Below are 14,131 nucleotides of genomic sequence, written 5' to 3'. Positions count from 1 at the left end.
TCGCTGCGGCCCCGCATTTCATCCAATCAGTGCAGTTCGGCGCCGCTGCGATCGGCCAGCGCTTCCAGCAGCGGGGCGGAAGGCACGAAGAACAGGGTGCCGGTCACCGCGTGGCTAAAATCGAGCAGCCGATCGTAGTTGCCGGCCGGGCGGCCGATAAACATGTTTTCCAGCATCTGCTCGATCGGCTGCGGGGAGCGCGCATAGCCGATAAAGTAGGTGCCGAACTCGCGCAGGCCGGGGCGGCCGAACGGCATGTTGTCGCGCAGAATTTTCACCTCGTTGCCTTGCTCGTCGGTGATGGTGGTCAACGAACTGTGCGACGACGACGGTTTGACCGCTTCATCCAGCTCGATGTTGGACTGTTTATGGCGGCCGATGATCTTCTCCTGCGTTTCCACGCTGAGCGAATTCCAGCCCTGCATGTCGTGCAGGTATTTCTGCACCAGCACATAGCTGCCGCCGCTGAACGCCGCGTCTTCGTCGCCGATCACCGTGTAGTCGAAGGCTTCGTGCCCCTCCGGGTTCTCCGTACCGTCGACGAAGCCGATCATGGCGCGCTGATCGAAATAACGGAAGCCGTGCACCTCCTCGATCACCGTCACGGCGTCGCCGAGCTTGGCGGTCAACTGAGAGGCCAGTTCAAAACACAGATCCATTTCATCGGCGCGGATGTGCAGCAGGATGTCGCCAGGCGTGGCGACCGCAACGCGCTCCCCGCTACCGATCGGGCTGAACGGATGCAGCTGGCGAGGGCGCGGCGCGCCGAACAGCGTATCCCAGGCCTCGGAGCCGAAGCCGCAGACGCAGGTGAGATTGCCCGCCGGCGCGCGTTTGCCGACCGAACGCACCACGGCGGCGATATCGCCGCACCAGGCGCGCACCGCCGCCAGATGGGCGGGAACGGGCGACAGGGTGGCGACGATGAAAATGGCATGGCGCGTGACCGGCGTGAATACGGCTTGCGGCGGGGTGTTATTTGCATTCATTGCATTCGGCTCCAGTGTGTTCGGGTGAAATAGATCAGATCAAATTAAAGTGCTCGTCGGGTTTCATCGGCGGTGGCAGCGGGCTTTGGTCGTTCATTTCCAGTAGGTTGCGCTCGATGGTGTTGCAAATGGCGTTTAACGGCAGATGGTTGGCCGACACGCCGAACGGATCCTCCAGCTCTTCGGCCAGTGAGTCCCAGGATAAGAAGGTATAGGAAATGAACACCGAAACAAACGGTGTCATGTAATGCAGATCGGTCACCAGGGCAAAAGGCAACAGGCTGCAGAACAGGTAAACGGTGCGCTGCAGGATCAGGGTATAGGCGAACGGCACCGGGGTGCTGGCGAGCCGTTCGCAGCCGCCGAGGGTGTGAGACAGTTCGCTCAGCTTATCGTCGATCAGCCCGAAGGTGATGTCGCTCAGCAAGCCCTGACGGCGCAATTTGCCGATTTCCTGGCCCAGCATCAGCAGGATGCGGTTGGTCGGCATCGGGCTGGCGATCACCTCGGCCAGCTCGTTGCCGGTGAGATTGTGGTACAGATCGGCGGTGGGGTCGGTGCCGCGCAGCTGATGCTTCAGGCTCCAGCTAAAGGCGATCAGCAGCTTGGCGACCTTTTGCTGCACCGCCGGTTCGTCCGGCAGCAGGCTTTTGATCTGGCGCAGCAGGGTGCGTTCGGTAATCAGCAGCGAGCCCCACAGGTTGCGCGCTTCGACAAAGCGGCTGTAGCCGGCGTTATTGCGAAAGCCGAGAAAAATGGCGATGGCGATGCCCAACAGGCTGAACGGCGCGATGGTCAAATGCACGCCGAGCTGTTCGTACCATTGGTAGCTGATCACCGCCACTATCGACATCAGCACATTCAGCGACAGGCGAAAGGTAATTTTTGACAGCACGGAACCGTGCCAGGCGAACAGGCGAAAAAACCAGTTCTGGTGCGGGCGAATTATCATAACGTGGGTGCTTCCTGGTGTCCTGCTATTGAGAATAGTCGATTCTTATCCGGCGGCGCTATGCCGCCGTTGTCGATTGCCAGAGCCGTTGCGGGTGCGTATAGATGGTGGCGCGCCCCGGTTTGCTGAAGCCCACCAGCGTCAGGTTGCTGCGCTCGGCCACTTCCACCGCCAGACGGGTGGCGGCGGAGACGGCGAACAGGATCTCGACGCCGCACATGGCGGACTTTTGCACCATTTCATAGCTGGCGCGGCTCGAGACCAGCGCCGCCCCTTGCGACCAGGCCTGTTGGCTGCGGTAACCCAGCAGTTTGTCGAGCGCCACATGGCGGCCGACGTCTTCACATCCGCCGCTGAGCGCGCCGTCCGGCTGGATCCAGGCCGCCGCATGGGTGCAGCCGGTCAGTTTTCCCACCGTTTGCACTTCCTGCAGTTGAGCCAACGCCCGGTCGAGCTGGGCCAAATCGAAACGTTGGGTGAAGGGCAGCGGTGCGATGGGCTGAGCAACCTCCTGCAGCTGCTCGACCCCGCAGACGCCGCAGCCGGTGCGGCCGGCCAGGCTGCGGCGCTTCTCTTTCAGCTGCATAAAGCGGCGGCTCGAGAGCTCTACATGCACTTCAATGCCGTTGCAGGCCGGTTGTTGACGGATGTCGTAGATATCGTCGGGAGAGGTGATGATGCCTTCGGACAGCGAAAAACCGATGGCGAAGGCCGCCAGATCTTTTGGCGTCGCCATCATCACCACGTGGGAAATGCCGTTGTACACCAGGGCGACCGGCACTTCTTCCGCCAGCCAATCCTGCTGCGCCTCAGCCAGATCGGTGCGCTGCCAGACCGCATGGCGAGACAGGCAGGCCTGTTCGATGTCGTCGGTTTCTGCGAGGAGTAGGTGCTTGTTCATAACGTTCTCGTGACCGTCGGTGACGAGGCGCCGACGGGGATGAATGCTTATTGAGCAGGTGTGGACATTATACAGGATTCTGATCCCGCTCGCGTAGGGAATCACGCCCTGCAGGTTATCCACAGTTTTAGTGGATAACGTGTGTGCAAGGCAGCGTGAAACCGTTAGCAGGCGTAAAAAAAAATCGCTCAGAAAATTATTATATTACGCGGCAAAGCGCGATCCGCAGGGGGATAGGGGGTTGCACGCGTTCGCGTTTTGTTTATGCATTACTGTATAAATATACAGTTTGGTTATGATTATGCTGAGTACTTTAAGGTTGTATGCTTTTTCACCAGGTGAGCCCCTAACGTTACCGCTGTTTGCCGATCGCGTGGCCTGCGGTTTTCCCTCCCCGGCGCAGGACTATGTCGAGAGCCGGCTGGATATCGGCAAACTGCTGGTACGGCACCCCAACGCCACCTACTTCGTGCGCGCCAGCGGTGAGATGGAGCGAGCAGGATGGATCAGGCACTGAATTTTTCACTCAGCTATGCGCAGCTGATCCGGGAAGCAGAAGATGCGATTAAAAAATGCAATCTGAACCAGGGCGGGATGGGTTACACCCTAGAGTTGGGTAAGGCTTCTGTCATTCTGAGTTTCTGGTACGGTCTGGCGCTGCAGGGCTATCCGGGCACAATAATGGATGAACGTGTTGATGCCGACCGGCTGCGCCTGCATGTCCTCATCTATAAGAGAGAGGAGTGACATCGTGGCAACGGTTAACGTCCGCCGGCCGTCGCCGCTGTAGCGACGGATGCTGATTGTGCTGGCCGAACCTGCGCGCCCCCTGCCTGCTGCTGTGGCGCGCGGACGGAACGATCAAGTCGCCGCCAACGGCAAAAGCAGGGAATTGAACGGGCGCATACGTTGGGTAGATACCGGGGAAAGCAGGCAGATCAGGAACGACATCAGAAAGTCCTGTACTACCGACAGATTAAGAAACTGAGCATCCGAGAAACAGCAGACGCGACAGGCTACAGTACTTCCCAAGTTTGTCGCATTCAGGCCTTCTATAAAGAAGTTGAGACTGATTAAAAAGCAGCCTTAATGTACAATAATTTTCGATATCCAAACTGACCCCATGAACAATCAATGAGTTAGAGGTGAAAGATGATTTCATACAAAAAAATCATACCTGCTCTTGTCATATTCGCTTTATCTAATGCTGTGGCATATGCGAATGATTTCGACAAATCAAATGAAGCGATGGCAATTTCAGCAATAGGTTTTTCTGGCTCAAATGCTCGTGTTGCACATGATGTTTGTGGGGCAACCAATGAGAAAATTGATAAATATAAAAAACAAATAAAAGACTCATTAACTAGAACATTAAAGTATGAACAGTCAGGATTCGATACGCATTGGGATAATGGTTGGAAAAATGCTGATTTTTTGGTTAAGTCATTAAGTAATGATGAAGCCTATAAAAAAGAATATTGCCGAGAGGTTTTAGATGGAATTAATAATCCTGAAATGAATTAAGGATTATTCCTTATTCGGGGTTCTACGCCGGAACCCCAGATTTTTCCGTCCGCTAAAATTATCCCCGGTTGAGCAGCTTTATACCGTCAGCTCGCAGTGGACCATCAGGGGAAATGTGGCGGTACAGCGTTTGTCGGGTTATCCCAAGCTCCTGGCATAACGTACTGACTTTCGTCTCTGGCCGTCCCATTGATGCCATTGCCAGTCGCAATTTTATTGGCGTCATTTTGTAAGGCCGTCCGCCGTTCCTCCCGTGGGCTCTTGCTGAGGCAAGGCCTGCCGCTGTTCTTTGCGGCGCTGTACGCAGCAGAGACCGACGGCCGCGCGCGACTGGCTCGACTCCCGCTTAGTCCCGCCCTCTGGTCAAATGCAGGCTGACGTGTACAGCCTGCAGGCAGAGGATTTCGTCTGGCAACCGGTATCGCCCGCCGTCGGCGCCGTTCGCAATGACAATCCCTCACTCATCCTGCCCATCGATACGCCAACGGTCTGAGTGCCGCATTATCCACAGTTTTGGTGGATATCATGTGTGCAAACACACGTGAAGAACGCCAAAAGCTGCAGGAAAAATCGCTCAGAAAATTATTATATTACGCGGGAAAGCGCGATCCGCAGGGGGATTGGGGGTTGCACGCGTTCGCGTTTTGTTTATGCTTAACTGTATAAATATACAGTTTGGTTATGATTATGCTGAGCAATTCAAGGTTGTATGCTTTTTCACCAGGTGAACCCCTAACGTTACCGCTGTTTGCCGATCGCGTGGCCTGCGGCTTTCCTTCCCCGGCGCAGGACTATGTCGAAGGCCGGCTGGACATCGGCAAGCTGCTGGTGCGGCACCCCAACGCCACCTACTTCGTGCGCGCCAGCGGCGAGTCGATGATCGACGGCAATATTCAGGATGGCGATCTGTTGATTGTCGACAGCGCCCTGACGCCGGAGCACGGCAATATCGTGATCGCTGCGGTGGACGGTGAATTCACCGTCAAAAAGCTGCAGCGCCACCCCGACGTGCGGCTGTTGCCGATGAATCCCGCCTACGCGCCCATCGTGTTCGACGACGAAGCGCAGCTGGAGATTTTCGGCGTGGTGACCTTTATCGTCTACGCGGCGCTGTAACCATGTTCGCCCTGGTAGACGTCAACAGCTTCTACGCTTCCTGCGAGACCATTTTCCGGCCCGACCTGCGGGGGCGGCCGGTGATTGTGTTGTCCAACAACGACGGCTGCGTGATCGCCCGCAGCGCCGAGGCGAAGGCGCTGGGCGTGCCGATGGGCGCGCCTTATTTCAAGATCAAAGAGGAGATGCGCCGTCGCAACGTCGCGGTGTTCTCCTCCAACTACGCGCTGTACGCCGATATGTCCCGCCGGGTGATGGACACGCTGGAGGAGATGGCGCCGGCGGTGGAGATCTATTCACTGGACGAAGCCTTTCTGCGGCTGGACGGCGTGGCGCGCTGCGAGGCGCTGGAACCGTTCGGCCAGCGGGTGCGCGATCGCATCCGGCGCGAGCTGCATTTGACGGTCGGGGTTGGCATTGCGCCGAGCAAAACGCTGGCCAAGCTGGCCAACTTCGCGGCCAAGAAATGGCGCGGCACCGGCGGCGTGGTGGATTTATCCGATCCGGCGCGCCAGCGCAAACTGCTGGCGTTGCTTCCGGTGGAAGAAGTGTGGGGCGTGGGCCGCCGCCTGACGCGCCAGCTGCAGGCGATGGGCATTCACACCGCGCTGCAGCTGGCGGACTGCGATACCCGGCTGGCGCGTAAAACCTTCAGCGTGGTGCTGGAGCGCACGATACGTGAGCTGCGCGGCGAATCGTGCCTGCAGTGGGAAGATGAGGCGGCCGCCAAAGAGCAGATCATCTGTTCCCGTTCGTTCGGCCAGCGGTTGACGCACTACCCGCACATGCGCGAGGCGATCTGCAGCTATGCCGAACGCGCCGCCGAAAAACTGCGACAGGAAAAGCGCTATTGCCGCAACGTGTCGGTGTTTATCAAAACCAGCCCGCATTCGGCGGGTGAAGGGTATTACAGCAATATGGGCACCGCCCGGCTGCAAACCCCGAGTAACGACAGCCGCGACATCATCGCCATGGCGGTGCGCGCGCTGGAGAGCATTTGGCAGGAGGGGCGGCGTTATCTGAAGGGCGGCGTGATGCTGGGGGATTTCAGCGCCGCCGCCATGGCACAGATCGACCTGTTCGACGACTGCCCGCCGCGCCGCAACAGCGAGCGCCTGATGGCGACCCTCGATCGCCTGAATCAGGAAGGGCGCGGGCGCGTATGGTTCGCCGGGCAGGGGATCGTCAAACCGTGGCAAATGAAGCGCGACATGCTGTCGCCGGCCTACACCACCCGGCTGGCGGACATTCCCGTGGTGCGGCTGGGGGAGCGGGCGCCGCGCGCTGCCGAATCGAAGGAAGAAAAACGCCGCGGGTGACAACCGGCGGCGTGGGTAGGCTGAGTGTTACTTCACCGCAGCGGATCCGGCTTATTGGGGGCGATGCCGTACAGCGCCATGGCGCGGTTGACCTCGCTGCGGGCGATACGGCCTTCGTCTGCCAGCAGTTTCAACGCGGCGAGCGCGATGAAATGGCGGTTGACCTCGAAGAACTCACGCAGCGCCTCGCGGGTGTCCGAGCGGCCAAAGCCGTCGGTGCCCAAGGCGATAAAGGTGCGGTCGGGCAAGAACGGTTTGATCTGATCGCCGACGATCTTCATATAGTCCGTCGCTACCACCACCGGGCCGGGATGCGCCGCCAGCAGGCTTTGTATATAAGGGACTTTCGGCGGATCTTCCGGATGCAGCAGGTTCCAGCGTTCGGCCGCCATGCCGTTGCGGCGCAGCTCGCTCAGGCTGGTGGCGCTCCAGATATCGCTGGCGACGCCAAAGTCCACGGCCAACAGCTCCGCCGCCGCCAGCGCCTCGCGCATGATGGCGCCGCTGGCGACCAGCTGAGCGCGCGGGCTCTCTTGGGTTGTCGCTGCGCTCTGTTTGAGCAAATACGCCCCCTGGATAATCCCGTCCTCTACGCCCGCCGGCATCGGCGGCTGCGGGTATCCCTCATTGAGCAAGGTGATGTAGTAGTAAATATCCTCTTGCTCAACGAACATCCTGCGCATGCCGCTCTGAACGATCACTGCGAGTTCATAGGCATAGGTCGGATCGTAGGAGACGCAGCTGGGGATCACGGAAGACAGCACGTGGCTGTGGCCGTCGTCATGCTGCAAGCCTTCGCCCATCAGGGTGGTTCTGCCGGAGGTGGCGCCGAGCAGGAAACCCTTGGTGCGCGCGTCGGCCGCCGCCCAGGCGAGATCGCCCACCCGTTGCAGCCCGAACATGGAGTAGAAGATATAGAACGGGATCGTCGCGACATCGTGGTTGCTGTAGGCGGTGCCGGCGGCGATCCAGGTCGATATCGCGCCGGATTCGTTGATGCCTTCCTGCAAAATCTGGCCGTCTTTGGCCTCTTTATAGTAGCTGAGCTGCCCGGCATCCTGCGGGGTATACAGCTGGCCGAGCCAGGAATGGATGCCAATCTGGCGGAACAGGCCTTCCATGCCGAACGTGCGCGACTCGTCCGGCACGATGGGCACGATCAGTTTGCCGATGTTGGGGTCTTTGAGCAGCGCGCCGAGGATATTGACGAAGGCCATGGTGGTTGACATGTTGCGCTCGCCGCTGCCCTTAAGGAGACTGTCGAAGCGCGATAACGCCGGTATCGCCAGCGGGGCGGATTGGCCGAAGCGGGCGGGGATGTAGCCGCCCAGCGCGGTGCGCGTCGCGGTGATGTACTTCGCCGCCGCGCTGTCGGGCTCGGGCTTCAGATAAGGGATCGCTTCCAGCTGCGCATCGGGGAGCGTCAGCCCCAAACGATCGCGGAAGGCTTTCACCGCATCCTGGCTCATTTTTTTCAGCTGATGGTTGATGTTCTGCCCTTCACCGGCTTCTCCCATGCCGAACCCTTTGACCGTTTTGGCCAATACCACCGTCGGCCTGCCCGGGGTATGCATCGCCTGATGGTAGGCGGCGTACACCTTTTGCGGATCGTGGCCGCCGCGGTGCAGCGCCCAGATCTCATCGTCGCTCAGATCGGCGACCAGCGCGAGCAACTCCGGGTACTTGCCGAAGAAATGCTCCCGCACATAGGCGCCGCTTTGCGACTTGAAGGTCTGGTAATCGCCGTCGACGCACTCCATCATGCGCTGCATCAGCAGCCCGGAGCGATCTTTTTGCAGGAGTTTGTCCCAGCCGCTGCCCCAGATCACCTTGATCACCTGCCAGCCGGCGGCTTTGAAGGTGCCTTCCAGTTCCTGAATGATCTTGCCGTTGCCGCGCACGGGACCATCCAGCCGCTGCAGATTGCAGTTCACGACGAAGATCAGGTTATCGAGCTTTTCTCGCCCGCCCAGCGCAATTGCCGCCAGCGATTCCGGTTGATCCATCTCGCCGTCGCCGAGAAACGCCCACACCTTTCTCCCCTGATGCGGTTTCAACCCGCGGTATTCCAGATAGCGCATATAGCGTGCCTGATAGGCGGCGGTCAGCGGCCCCAGCCCCATCGAAACGGTGGGATATTGCCAGAAATCCGGCATCAGCCTGGGGTGCGGATAGGAAGAAAGGCCGCGGCGCGCGGATTCGCGGCGAAAGTTGTCGAGCTGCTCCTCGTCGATGCGGCCTTCGAGATAGGCGCGGCCGTAAATGCCGGGGGCGGAGTGACCCTGGATATACACCATGTCACCGGCAAACTCATCGGTGCGTCCGCGGAAAAAGTGCGTGAATCCCACGTCGTAAAGCACCGCGGCCGACTGGTAGGTGGCGATGTGTCCGCCGACGTTGGAATGTTTGCCGGCGCGCAGCACCATCGCCATGGCGTTCCAGCGAATAAACGCATTGATGCGCGCTTCCGCGGCCAGATCGCCGGGATACGTCGGCTGCTTATAGACCGGGATCGTATTCACGTACGGCGTGGTGACCATGCTGAAGAAATCGCCGTGTTTTCGCTGATCGGCTTCGGCCATTCTTTCCAACAAAAAATGCGCGCGTTCACGGCCGTCGATGTCGGCGACACCTTCAAATGCCTCAAGCCATTCAGCCGTCTCTTGTGGGTCAAGATCTGCTTTTACCGCGGGTTGGTTCATAAAAGCTCCAAATGTACTTACCTGATAAGGCGCTGAGCGATACAGGAATTTATTGAATTGCATATGCAAGAGTTGCAAATGCAATAATGGCGAAAGCCACTCTATCCCTTTACAATTGCAATTGCAACTCACCGCTTTTGACGAGAAAACTGACATGACAGATAAACAACCCGACCTGTGGTTCTCCTTCGTGCGCGCGCACCGGGCAATCATCAAAAAGATAGAAACGCAATTGTCGGAGGCGGGGCTGCCGGCGTACGCCTGGTATGACGTGTTATGGGGATTGGAAAGCGGGGAAAACGGCACGCGTCGCATGCATGAACTGGCGGACGTGTTGGTGATTGAGCGTTATAACCTGACCCGCCTGATGGATCGCCTGGAAAAAGAGCGGCTGGTCACGCGTTTTCGTTCGGATGACGACCGTCGGGCCTCCTTCGCCACCATCACCGAGGAAGGCAAGGCCCTGCGGAAAAAAATGTGGGAGATCTACCGCGCGGTGGTCAAAACCCACTTTCTCAATCAGTTCAGCGAAGAAGAGATCGCACGCTTCTCCGATGCGTTGGACAACGCGATGCAGCTGGCCAGAGCGTGATCAGGCATCGGGCGTGATGTGCAGAACGCGCAGCGCATCGGCGATCAGCGTCGAGGGAATTTTCTGCTCGTCGGCCAGCAGTTTGAGGGCGCATAGCGCAATCCATTCCGCCTGCGGATAGTGAATTTCGCCCCGGGTGCGAGAATCCGAACCCACCGCGGCAAAGCGTGCGGGAATGAACCGCTTGAGCTGGTTGGCGAGCAGATGCGAATAGTCGGTGACGGCGACGACGGGGGCATTCCCGGCGCCCAGACACGTTTTCAGATGGCATTCGCCGCCGCTGTCCTGGCGCTGCATGTCGGCGAGTTCGGCATCCTGCGCCAACCGCGTGTAGCTGGGGCAGCTCCAGATTTCGGCCGCGATGCCCCAATTTTTCAACACCTCAACCGCCTGCTGAACGCGGGCGAGCGCTCTGCCTGCGCCGCACAGGCGAACCTGCAACGGCGAGTCCGCCGCCGCCGCGACACGATACATCCCCTTGAACGCCTGCTCTGCGACAAACGGCTCACCGGAAGCGGGGGCATCATTGTCTGCGTTGGTCGCGAGATACACCATCTTTCTCGTTCCCTCCAGATAGAGCGCGTGCAGGGCGTGATGGAGTATCGCGCCGGTTTCCCGGGCATTGGCCGGATCGAAAGGCAGCCAGTCCGGCATGGCGGTGAGCTGGAGCGGGAACCAGGCCTGCACGCCTTTCGGCAAGTCGGTACTGCCGGTATCCGCATCGCTGATGAAAATCCCCTTGCGATTGGTTTCCGGCTCAAGCCCGCGGAGCATGTCTACCGAAGGGGTGTTGACGACGTAAAACAACGGTTTCTCATAACGTTCTGATTGATGGCCAAACCAGAGCGGCCAGGCGGTGGCGTAGCGGGAGCTCGGCGGTTCGGCGCGCCTTCTGCCGTCGATGAGCCAGATGTTGCCACTGGCGTTTAGTTCGCTCAAGGCTTCCGCCGTCCAGGCGGTGGAAGAGGGAAGCGCCGCGCCGGCGTTCTGGCTGACGGAGGCCATCTTGCGGATACAGGCTTCGGCCAGGGTTCTGGTCCTGGCGGAGGCGGCAGGCATTGTTATACGTTGAGGCGACATGCGGAGCATTCCCTTTAAGTTGCAAGTGCGATGATTGTAATTGCAATTCATGGCGTGTGCCAATGACTTCTGAACAGGTCGCAGCCATCCAGGCGTGACCCGCGGCGATATATTCAGGTTATGCCGACGCGATCCTATTTGTTTCACCGACCAGACAGCCGCCATCCGTTGTCCTTATTTCTGCGGTTTTTTATAAATGACGGGCAGCTAAAAACGGTTTGCCGATAGGGATAATGCGCGTGTCAATCCGCGTTAAACGAGAATATCGGCATCTTAAAAATAAAACGAAATAAGGATGAAAGCATATGCCTGGATTTAATTATGGTGGTAAAGGAGATGGGACTAACTGGAGTTCTGAACGCGGTACGGGCCCTGAGCCGGGGGGCGGCGATAAAGGCCATTCCGGCGATCGCGATCGCGGCGGCGCCGGCGTTGGCAACAGCCCGGAACAGCAACAGATAGCGGCGATCCAAAACGATCCGGCGCTGCGCATGAAGCTGGAGGCGGTGATTAAGGCGGCGCGCAGAATTAACCCGGATGCGAAATTGCATATTGAAAGCGTCAGCCCATCCGGCACGCTGAGCCTTTCCGCCACCGGTTTGACGGCCGATCAGGCGAAGCACATTGGCCTGGGGGGGCTGGTGATGGGGGTCAACGCCAAGGGGGGGACAGTGGCGATCGGGGATATCGAAACCGGCCATGCGCGCAAACCCTCACCCCCTGGCAAAGGCGGCAACAATGGCCTGAATGCCGGGCAGATCGGCGCCTCTTCGTTAGGCAGTTTCGTGACAGACTCGCATCGCGATCGGCCCGTCAGCGGCTGGCATGGCAACGGCAAAACCGGCGAATTCTCGACGACCCGCACCACCGGGAGTTACTACGGTTTTCATCATTTGAAGGTGGAAAAGCAAGACGGAGTGGCGACCTACAACCTCTACTATAAGGCCAATAAGAACCGACCCGCGTTTATCGCCGTGGTGAGAGGGGATAACCTGAATGCCATGGAGGTGAAATATGCCAACGGCAAGCCGGTAAAATCACCCGGCTCGGTAAAAACGATCGTTAAGGAATTCGTCGAATATCAAAATGCGGAATTAAAAGCCATCAAGGATGGCGTCAGCCTGGCCGCAGGTATCAATAAAGATATCGCGGAAAAGATCGGCGCGAAATACGCCAAACTCGCCAAGGATTTGGAGGCGGGAATTCAAGGAAAATATATCCGCAACGTGCAAGATGCGGAGAAAACCTACGAGCAATTGACGAAGGGCCTGAACAAAAAGCTCAAGGCGCAGGACAAAGCGGCGATTGTCGCCTGGCTGAAAATGATCGATGCGGAACAGTATGCCCGCAATGCGCGGGTATTGGGCAAGGTCTTCACCGGGGTGGACTGGGCGATCAAGGGCGCGGATCTGGTAAACGCCGCGATTGAAGGTTTCTCAACCGGCAACTGGAAAGCGTTCCGCAACCAGCTCGAAGCGCTCGGGTTGTCGATCGGCGCAGGGTATACGCTTTCCGCTATCGCCGCGTTTTTCGCGCCGACGCTGGTGTCGTCGACGGTGGGCATTTTCGCCTTCGCTTACCTGTTTGGCTGGGCCACCAGCTATATCGATGCGGAACGTGCGGGGGAGCTGGAGAAGTGGGTCGCTGACCTGTAACGGCATGAGGGGGCTAGCCCCCTCATTTTATCCCTCACACCCTCTACCTCTTTCACACCACCGGCGCCACCGTCAGCAGCAGATTGGCGAAGCGGCGCCGTTCGCCGGAGGCGATCACCAGCAGCGTCCGATCCGATTTGACCGCGGCGTAAAACGCCTCGCGCGGCAGGTGCTCGATCGGGCAATGTTTTGGCAGCAGTTGCCGGTATTCGGCTTCGATAGTGTTGGTGAAGTCCGGCGGGCAGGCCATCAGCGCCGCGCTTTCCACGTTGATGCAGGCCAGCAGTTTTTCCAGGATTGGCGGGGCGGCGAGCGTGCCGGGCGCCAGGTTCAGATAGACCACGGTGGCGTCTTTCGGCGCGTGCGTCACGCAGGCGTAATTGCCGTCGGCGATCAGCACCTGGGTTTTATGCCCGCATTGCGCCAGCGCGGCGAGCAGCGGCGGGTGAGTGATGGCGGATTTGATCATAAAGCGATTCCTGAATAGGGGGGCGGCCGTGCCGTCCCCAGCTGAACTACATGCGGAAGATGCCGCCGTTGATGTCGAGAGTGGCGCCGGAGATGAAGCCGTCGTATTCCGCCGCCAGGAAAGCGATGGCGCGGGCCACGTCGTCCGGCGTGCCTGCGCGGCCCAGCGGGATGGCGCGAACGGTTTCCTCCGCCGATGCCTGGGTGGTATGGCGATTATGAAAGCGGGTGCCGAGGATCAGGCCGGGCGCCACCGCGTTCACCCGGATGCCGTGCTCGCCCAGCTCCGCCGCCAGCGAGCGCGTCCAGGTGAGCACCGCGCCCTTGGTGGCGGAATAGACCAGCGAGCCGGCGTGCCCGCCGGCGCGGCCGGCCAGCGAGGCCAGGTTGATGATGCTGGCGCCGTTCGGCGCCGCCTTCAGGTGCGGCAGCGCGCTCTGGGTCACGTTCAGCATGGTGGTCATGTTTACGTCGATCACGGTTTGCCAGAAGGCGCGATCGATCTCGCCCAGCCATTTGCGCCCGACGATGCCGCCGACGTTATTGATCAGAATATCGATGCCGCCGAGAAACTCGGCGCCGGCCGAGACGCAGCGCAGCGTTTCGTCGGTGTCGATGAGATCGGCGTAGCCGTAGGCGGCCTTTTGTCCGAGTGAATGGGCCAGCGCCACCAGCGCCTTGGGGCCGCTTTCGTCGCTGTGGTAGTGAAAATAGATGTCGCACCCGGCCTTGATCAGCCGCTCTGCGGTGGCGCGGCCGATGCCCTGTTCCGCCCCGGTGATAAAGACCTTTTTGCCCGCAAGATCGCCCATGATTGACTCCTTATTGGTTCG

At 59.3% G+C, this 14,131-nt stretch carries 13 protein-coding genes and 4 pseudogenes; 9 read left to right on the top strand and 8 right to left on the bottom strand.

Annotated features, from left to right (window positions below):
* Positions 1-26 precede the first annotated feature (26 nt).
* The 3 genes from ITX55_RS16980 to fdhD are packed head-to-tail and all read right to left on the bottom strand — an operon-like array spanning position 27 to position 2,842.
* A complete protein-coding gene (locus ITX55_RS16980; RefSeq protein WP_033643584.1) occupies positions 27-989 on the bottom strand; it encodes a Dyp-type peroxidase in 963 nt (320 codons plus the stop codon).
* Between the two features lie 34 nt (positions 990-1,023).
* Positions 1,024-1,941: a bestrophin family protein gene (locus ITX55_RS16975; RefSeq protein ID WP_033643582.1), complete on the bottom strand. Its 918-nt coding sequence runs from the start codon at positions 1,939-1,941 to the stop codon at positions 1,024-1,026.
* Between the two features lie 58 nt (positions 1,942-1,999).
* Positions 2,000-2,842 carry a formate dehydrogenase accessory sulfurtransferase FdhD gene (fdhD, locus tag ITX55_RS16970; protein WP_108681014.1) on the bottom strand — a complete coding sequence of 281 codons (843 nt, stop codon included), beginning with the start codon at positions 2,840-2,842 and terminating at the stop codon, positions 2,000-2,002.
* A 295-nt stretch (positions 2,843-3,137) separates the two neighbouring features.
* Here fdhD and ITX55_RS16965 point away from each other — a divergent pair.
* From ITX55_RS16965 to ITX55_RS16950, 4 genes and pseudogenes are all read left to right on the top strand, one after another.
* Positions 3,138-3,329: pseudogene (locus tag ITX55_RS16965) on the top strand (DNA polymerase V); the annotation flags it as partial.
* A gap of 14 nt (positions 3,330-3,343) precedes the next feature.
* Positions 3,344-3,589, top strand: coding sequence for a hypothetical protein (locus ITX55_RS16960; RefSeq protein ID WP_016927225.1), 246 nt, complete (start codon positions 3,344-3,346; stop codon positions 3,587-3,589).
* A 117-nt stretch (positions 3,590-3,706) separates the two neighbouring features.
* Positions 3,707-3,919 (top strand): annotated as a pseudogene (locus ITX55_RS16955) (resolvase); the annotation flags it as partial.
* Positions 3,920-3,994: 75 nt separating this feature from the next.
* Positions 3,995-4,366, top strand: coding sequence for a hypothetical protein (locus ITX55_RS16950; protein ID WP_126502249.1), 372 nt, complete (start codon positions 3,995-3,997; stop codon positions 4,364-4,366).
* A 58-nt stretch (positions 4,367-4,424) separates the two neighbouring features.
* On the opposite strand, the pseudogene ITX55_RS24095 reads toward ITX55_RS16950, so the two are convergent.
* Positions 4,425-4,658 (bottom strand): annotated as a pseudogene (locus ITX55_RS24095) (resolvase); the annotation flags it as partial.
* Positions 4,659-4,679: 21 nt separating this feature from the next.
* Between ITX55_RS24095 and ITX55_RS24220 the strand changes: the two are divergent.
* The 3 genes and pseudogenes from ITX55_RS24220 to umuC form a co-directional block, all read left to right on the top strand.
* Positions 4,680-4,859: pseudogene (locus ITX55_RS24220) on the top strand (hypothetical protein); the annotation flags it as partial.
* A 188-nt stretch (positions 4,860-5,047) separates the two neighbouring features.
* On the top strand, positions 5,048-5,482 hold the full coding sequence (gene umuD / locus ITX55_RS16945) for a translesion error-prone DNA polymerase V autoproteolytic subunit (RefSeq protein WP_047574693.1): 435 nt from the start codon (positions 5,048-5,050) through the stop codon (positions 5,480-5,482).
* Between the two features lie 2 nt (positions 5,483-5,484).
* Positions 5,485-6,801 (top strand): translesion error-prone DNA polymerase V subunit UmuC, encoded by a 1,317-nt coding sequence (gene umuC / locus ITX55_RS16940; protein ID WP_033643578.1) that lies wholly within the window; start codon positions 5,485-5,487, stop codon positions 6,799-6,801.
* 32 nt (positions 6,802-6,833) lie between these two features.
* On the opposite strand, the gene aceE is transcribed toward umuC, so the two are convergent.
* Complete coding sequence (gene aceE / locus ITX55_RS16935; RefSeq protein ID WP_223085228.1) at positions 6,834-9,503, bottom strand: pyruvate dehydrogenase (acetyl-transferring), homodimeric type; 2,670 nt, start codon at positions 9,501-9,503, stop codon at positions 6,834-6,836.
* 154 nt (positions 9,504-9,657) lie between these two features.
* Between aceE and ITX55_RS16930 the strand changes: the two genes are divergently transcribed.
* Positions 9,658-10,095 carry a MarR family winged helix-turn-helix transcriptional regulator gene (locus ITX55_RS16930; protein WP_033643576.1) on the top strand — a complete coding sequence of 146 codons (438 nt, stop codon included), beginning with the start codon at positions 9,658-9,660 and terminating at the stop codon, positions 10,093-10,095.
* On the opposite strand, the gene ITX55_RS16925 is transcribed toward ITX55_RS16930, so the two are convergent.
* Positions 10,096-11,175, bottom strand: coding sequence for a pyruvate dehydrogenase (lipoamide) (locus tag ITX55_RS16925; RefSeq protein WP_072627414.1), 1,080 nt, complete (start codon positions 11,173-11,175; stop codon positions 10,096-10,098).
* Between the two features lie 305 nt (positions 11,176-11,480).
* Here ITX55_RS16925 and ITX55_RS24170 point away from each other — a divergent pair, with 305 nt between their 5' ends.
* Positions 11,481-12,830 (top strand): colicin-like pore-forming protein, encoded by a 1,350-nt coding sequence (locus tag ITX55_RS24170; protein WP_033643573.1) that lies wholly within the window; start codon positions 11,481-11,483, stop codon positions 12,828-12,830.
* A 52-nt stretch (positions 12,831-12,882) separates the two neighbouring features.
* On the opposite strand, the gene ITX55_RS16915 is transcribed toward ITX55_RS24170, so the two are convergent.
* Both ITX55_RS16915 and ITX55_RS16910 read right to left on the bottom strand, forming a co-directional pair.
* On the bottom strand, positions 12,883-13,299 hold the full coding sequence (locus tag ITX55_RS16915; RefSeq protein ID WP_108681010.1) for an RbsD/FucU domain-containing protein: 417 nt from the start codon (positions 13,297-13,299) through the stop codon (positions 12,883-12,885).
* A gap of 46 nt (positions 13,300-13,345) precedes the next feature.
* Positions 13,346-14,110 carry an SDR family NAD(P)-dependent oxidoreductase gene (locus ITX55_RS16910; RefSeq protein ID WP_042784898.1) on the bottom strand — a complete coding sequence of 255 codons (765 nt, stop codon included), beginning with the start codon at positions 14,108-14,110 and terminating at the stop codon, positions 13,346-13,348.
* Between the last annotated feature and the right edge of the window lie 21 nt (positions 14,111-14,131).

The sequence above is a fragment of the Serratia sp. EWG9 genome (assembly GCF_019913725.1).
GTDB classification, from domain to species: domain Bacteria; phylum Pseudomonadota; class Gammaproteobacteria; order Enterobacterales; family Enterobacteriaceae; genus Serratia; species Serratia ureilytica.
The sequence above is the reverse complement of the archived record's forward strand: the minus strand, read 5'-3'. Positions and strand labels throughout refer to the sequence as shown.

Excerpts from the sequence above, each read along its gene's own strand:
- ITX55_RS24170 (WP_033643573.1), top strand. The coding sequence starts at position 11,481 with ATGCCTGGATTTAATTATGGTGGTAAAGGAGATGGGACTAACTGGAGT.
- ITX55_RS16950 (WP_126502249.1), top strand. The coding sequence starts at position 3,995 with ATGATTTCATACAAAAAAATCATACCTGCTCTTGTCATATTCGCTTTA.
- ITX55_RS16910 (WP_042784898.1), bottom strand. The coding sequence starts at position 14,110 with ATGGGCGATCTTGCGGGCAAAAAGGTCTTTATCACCGGGGCGGAACAG.
- ITX55_RS16930 (WP_033643576.1), top strand. The coding sequence starts at position 9,658 with ATGACAGATAAACAACCCGACCTGTGGTTCTCCTTCGTGCGCGCGCAC.
- umuC (WP_033643578.1), top strand. The coding sequence starts at position 5,485 with ATGTTCGCCCTGGTAGACGTCAACAGCTTCTACGCTTCCTGCGAGACC.
- umuD (WP_047574693.1), top strand. The coding sequence starts at position 5,048 with ATGATTATGCTGAGCAATTCAAGGTTGTATGCTTTTTCACCAGGTGAA.
- ITX55_RS16980 (WP_033643584.1), bottom strand. The coding sequence starts at position 989 with ATGAATGCAAATAACACCCCGCCGCAAGCCGTATTCACGCCGGTCACG.
- ITX55_RS16915 (WP_108681010.1), bottom strand. The coding sequence starts at position 13,299 with ATGATCAAATCCGCCATCACTCACCCGCCGCTGCTCGCCGCGCTGGCG.
- ITX55_RS16925 (WP_072627414.1), bottom strand. The coding sequence starts at position 11,175 with ATGTCGCCTCAACGTATAACAATGCCTGCCGCCTCCGCCAGGACCAGA.
- fdhD (WP_108681014.1), bottom strand. The coding sequence starts at position 2,842 with ATGAACAAGCACCTACTCCTCGCAGAAACCGACGACATCGAACAGGCC.
- aceE (WP_223085228.1), bottom strand. The coding sequence starts at position 9,503 with ATGAACCAACCCGCGGTAAAAGCAGATCTTGACCCACAAGAGACGGCT.
- ITX55_RS16975 (WP_033643582.1), bottom strand. The coding sequence starts at position 1,941 with ATGATAATTCGCCCGCACCAGAACTGGTTTTTTCGCCTGTTCGCCTGG.
- ITX55_RS16960 (WP_016927225.1), top strand. The coding sequence starts at position 3,344 with ATGGATCAGGCACTGAATTTTTCACTCAGCTATGCGCAGCTGATCCGG.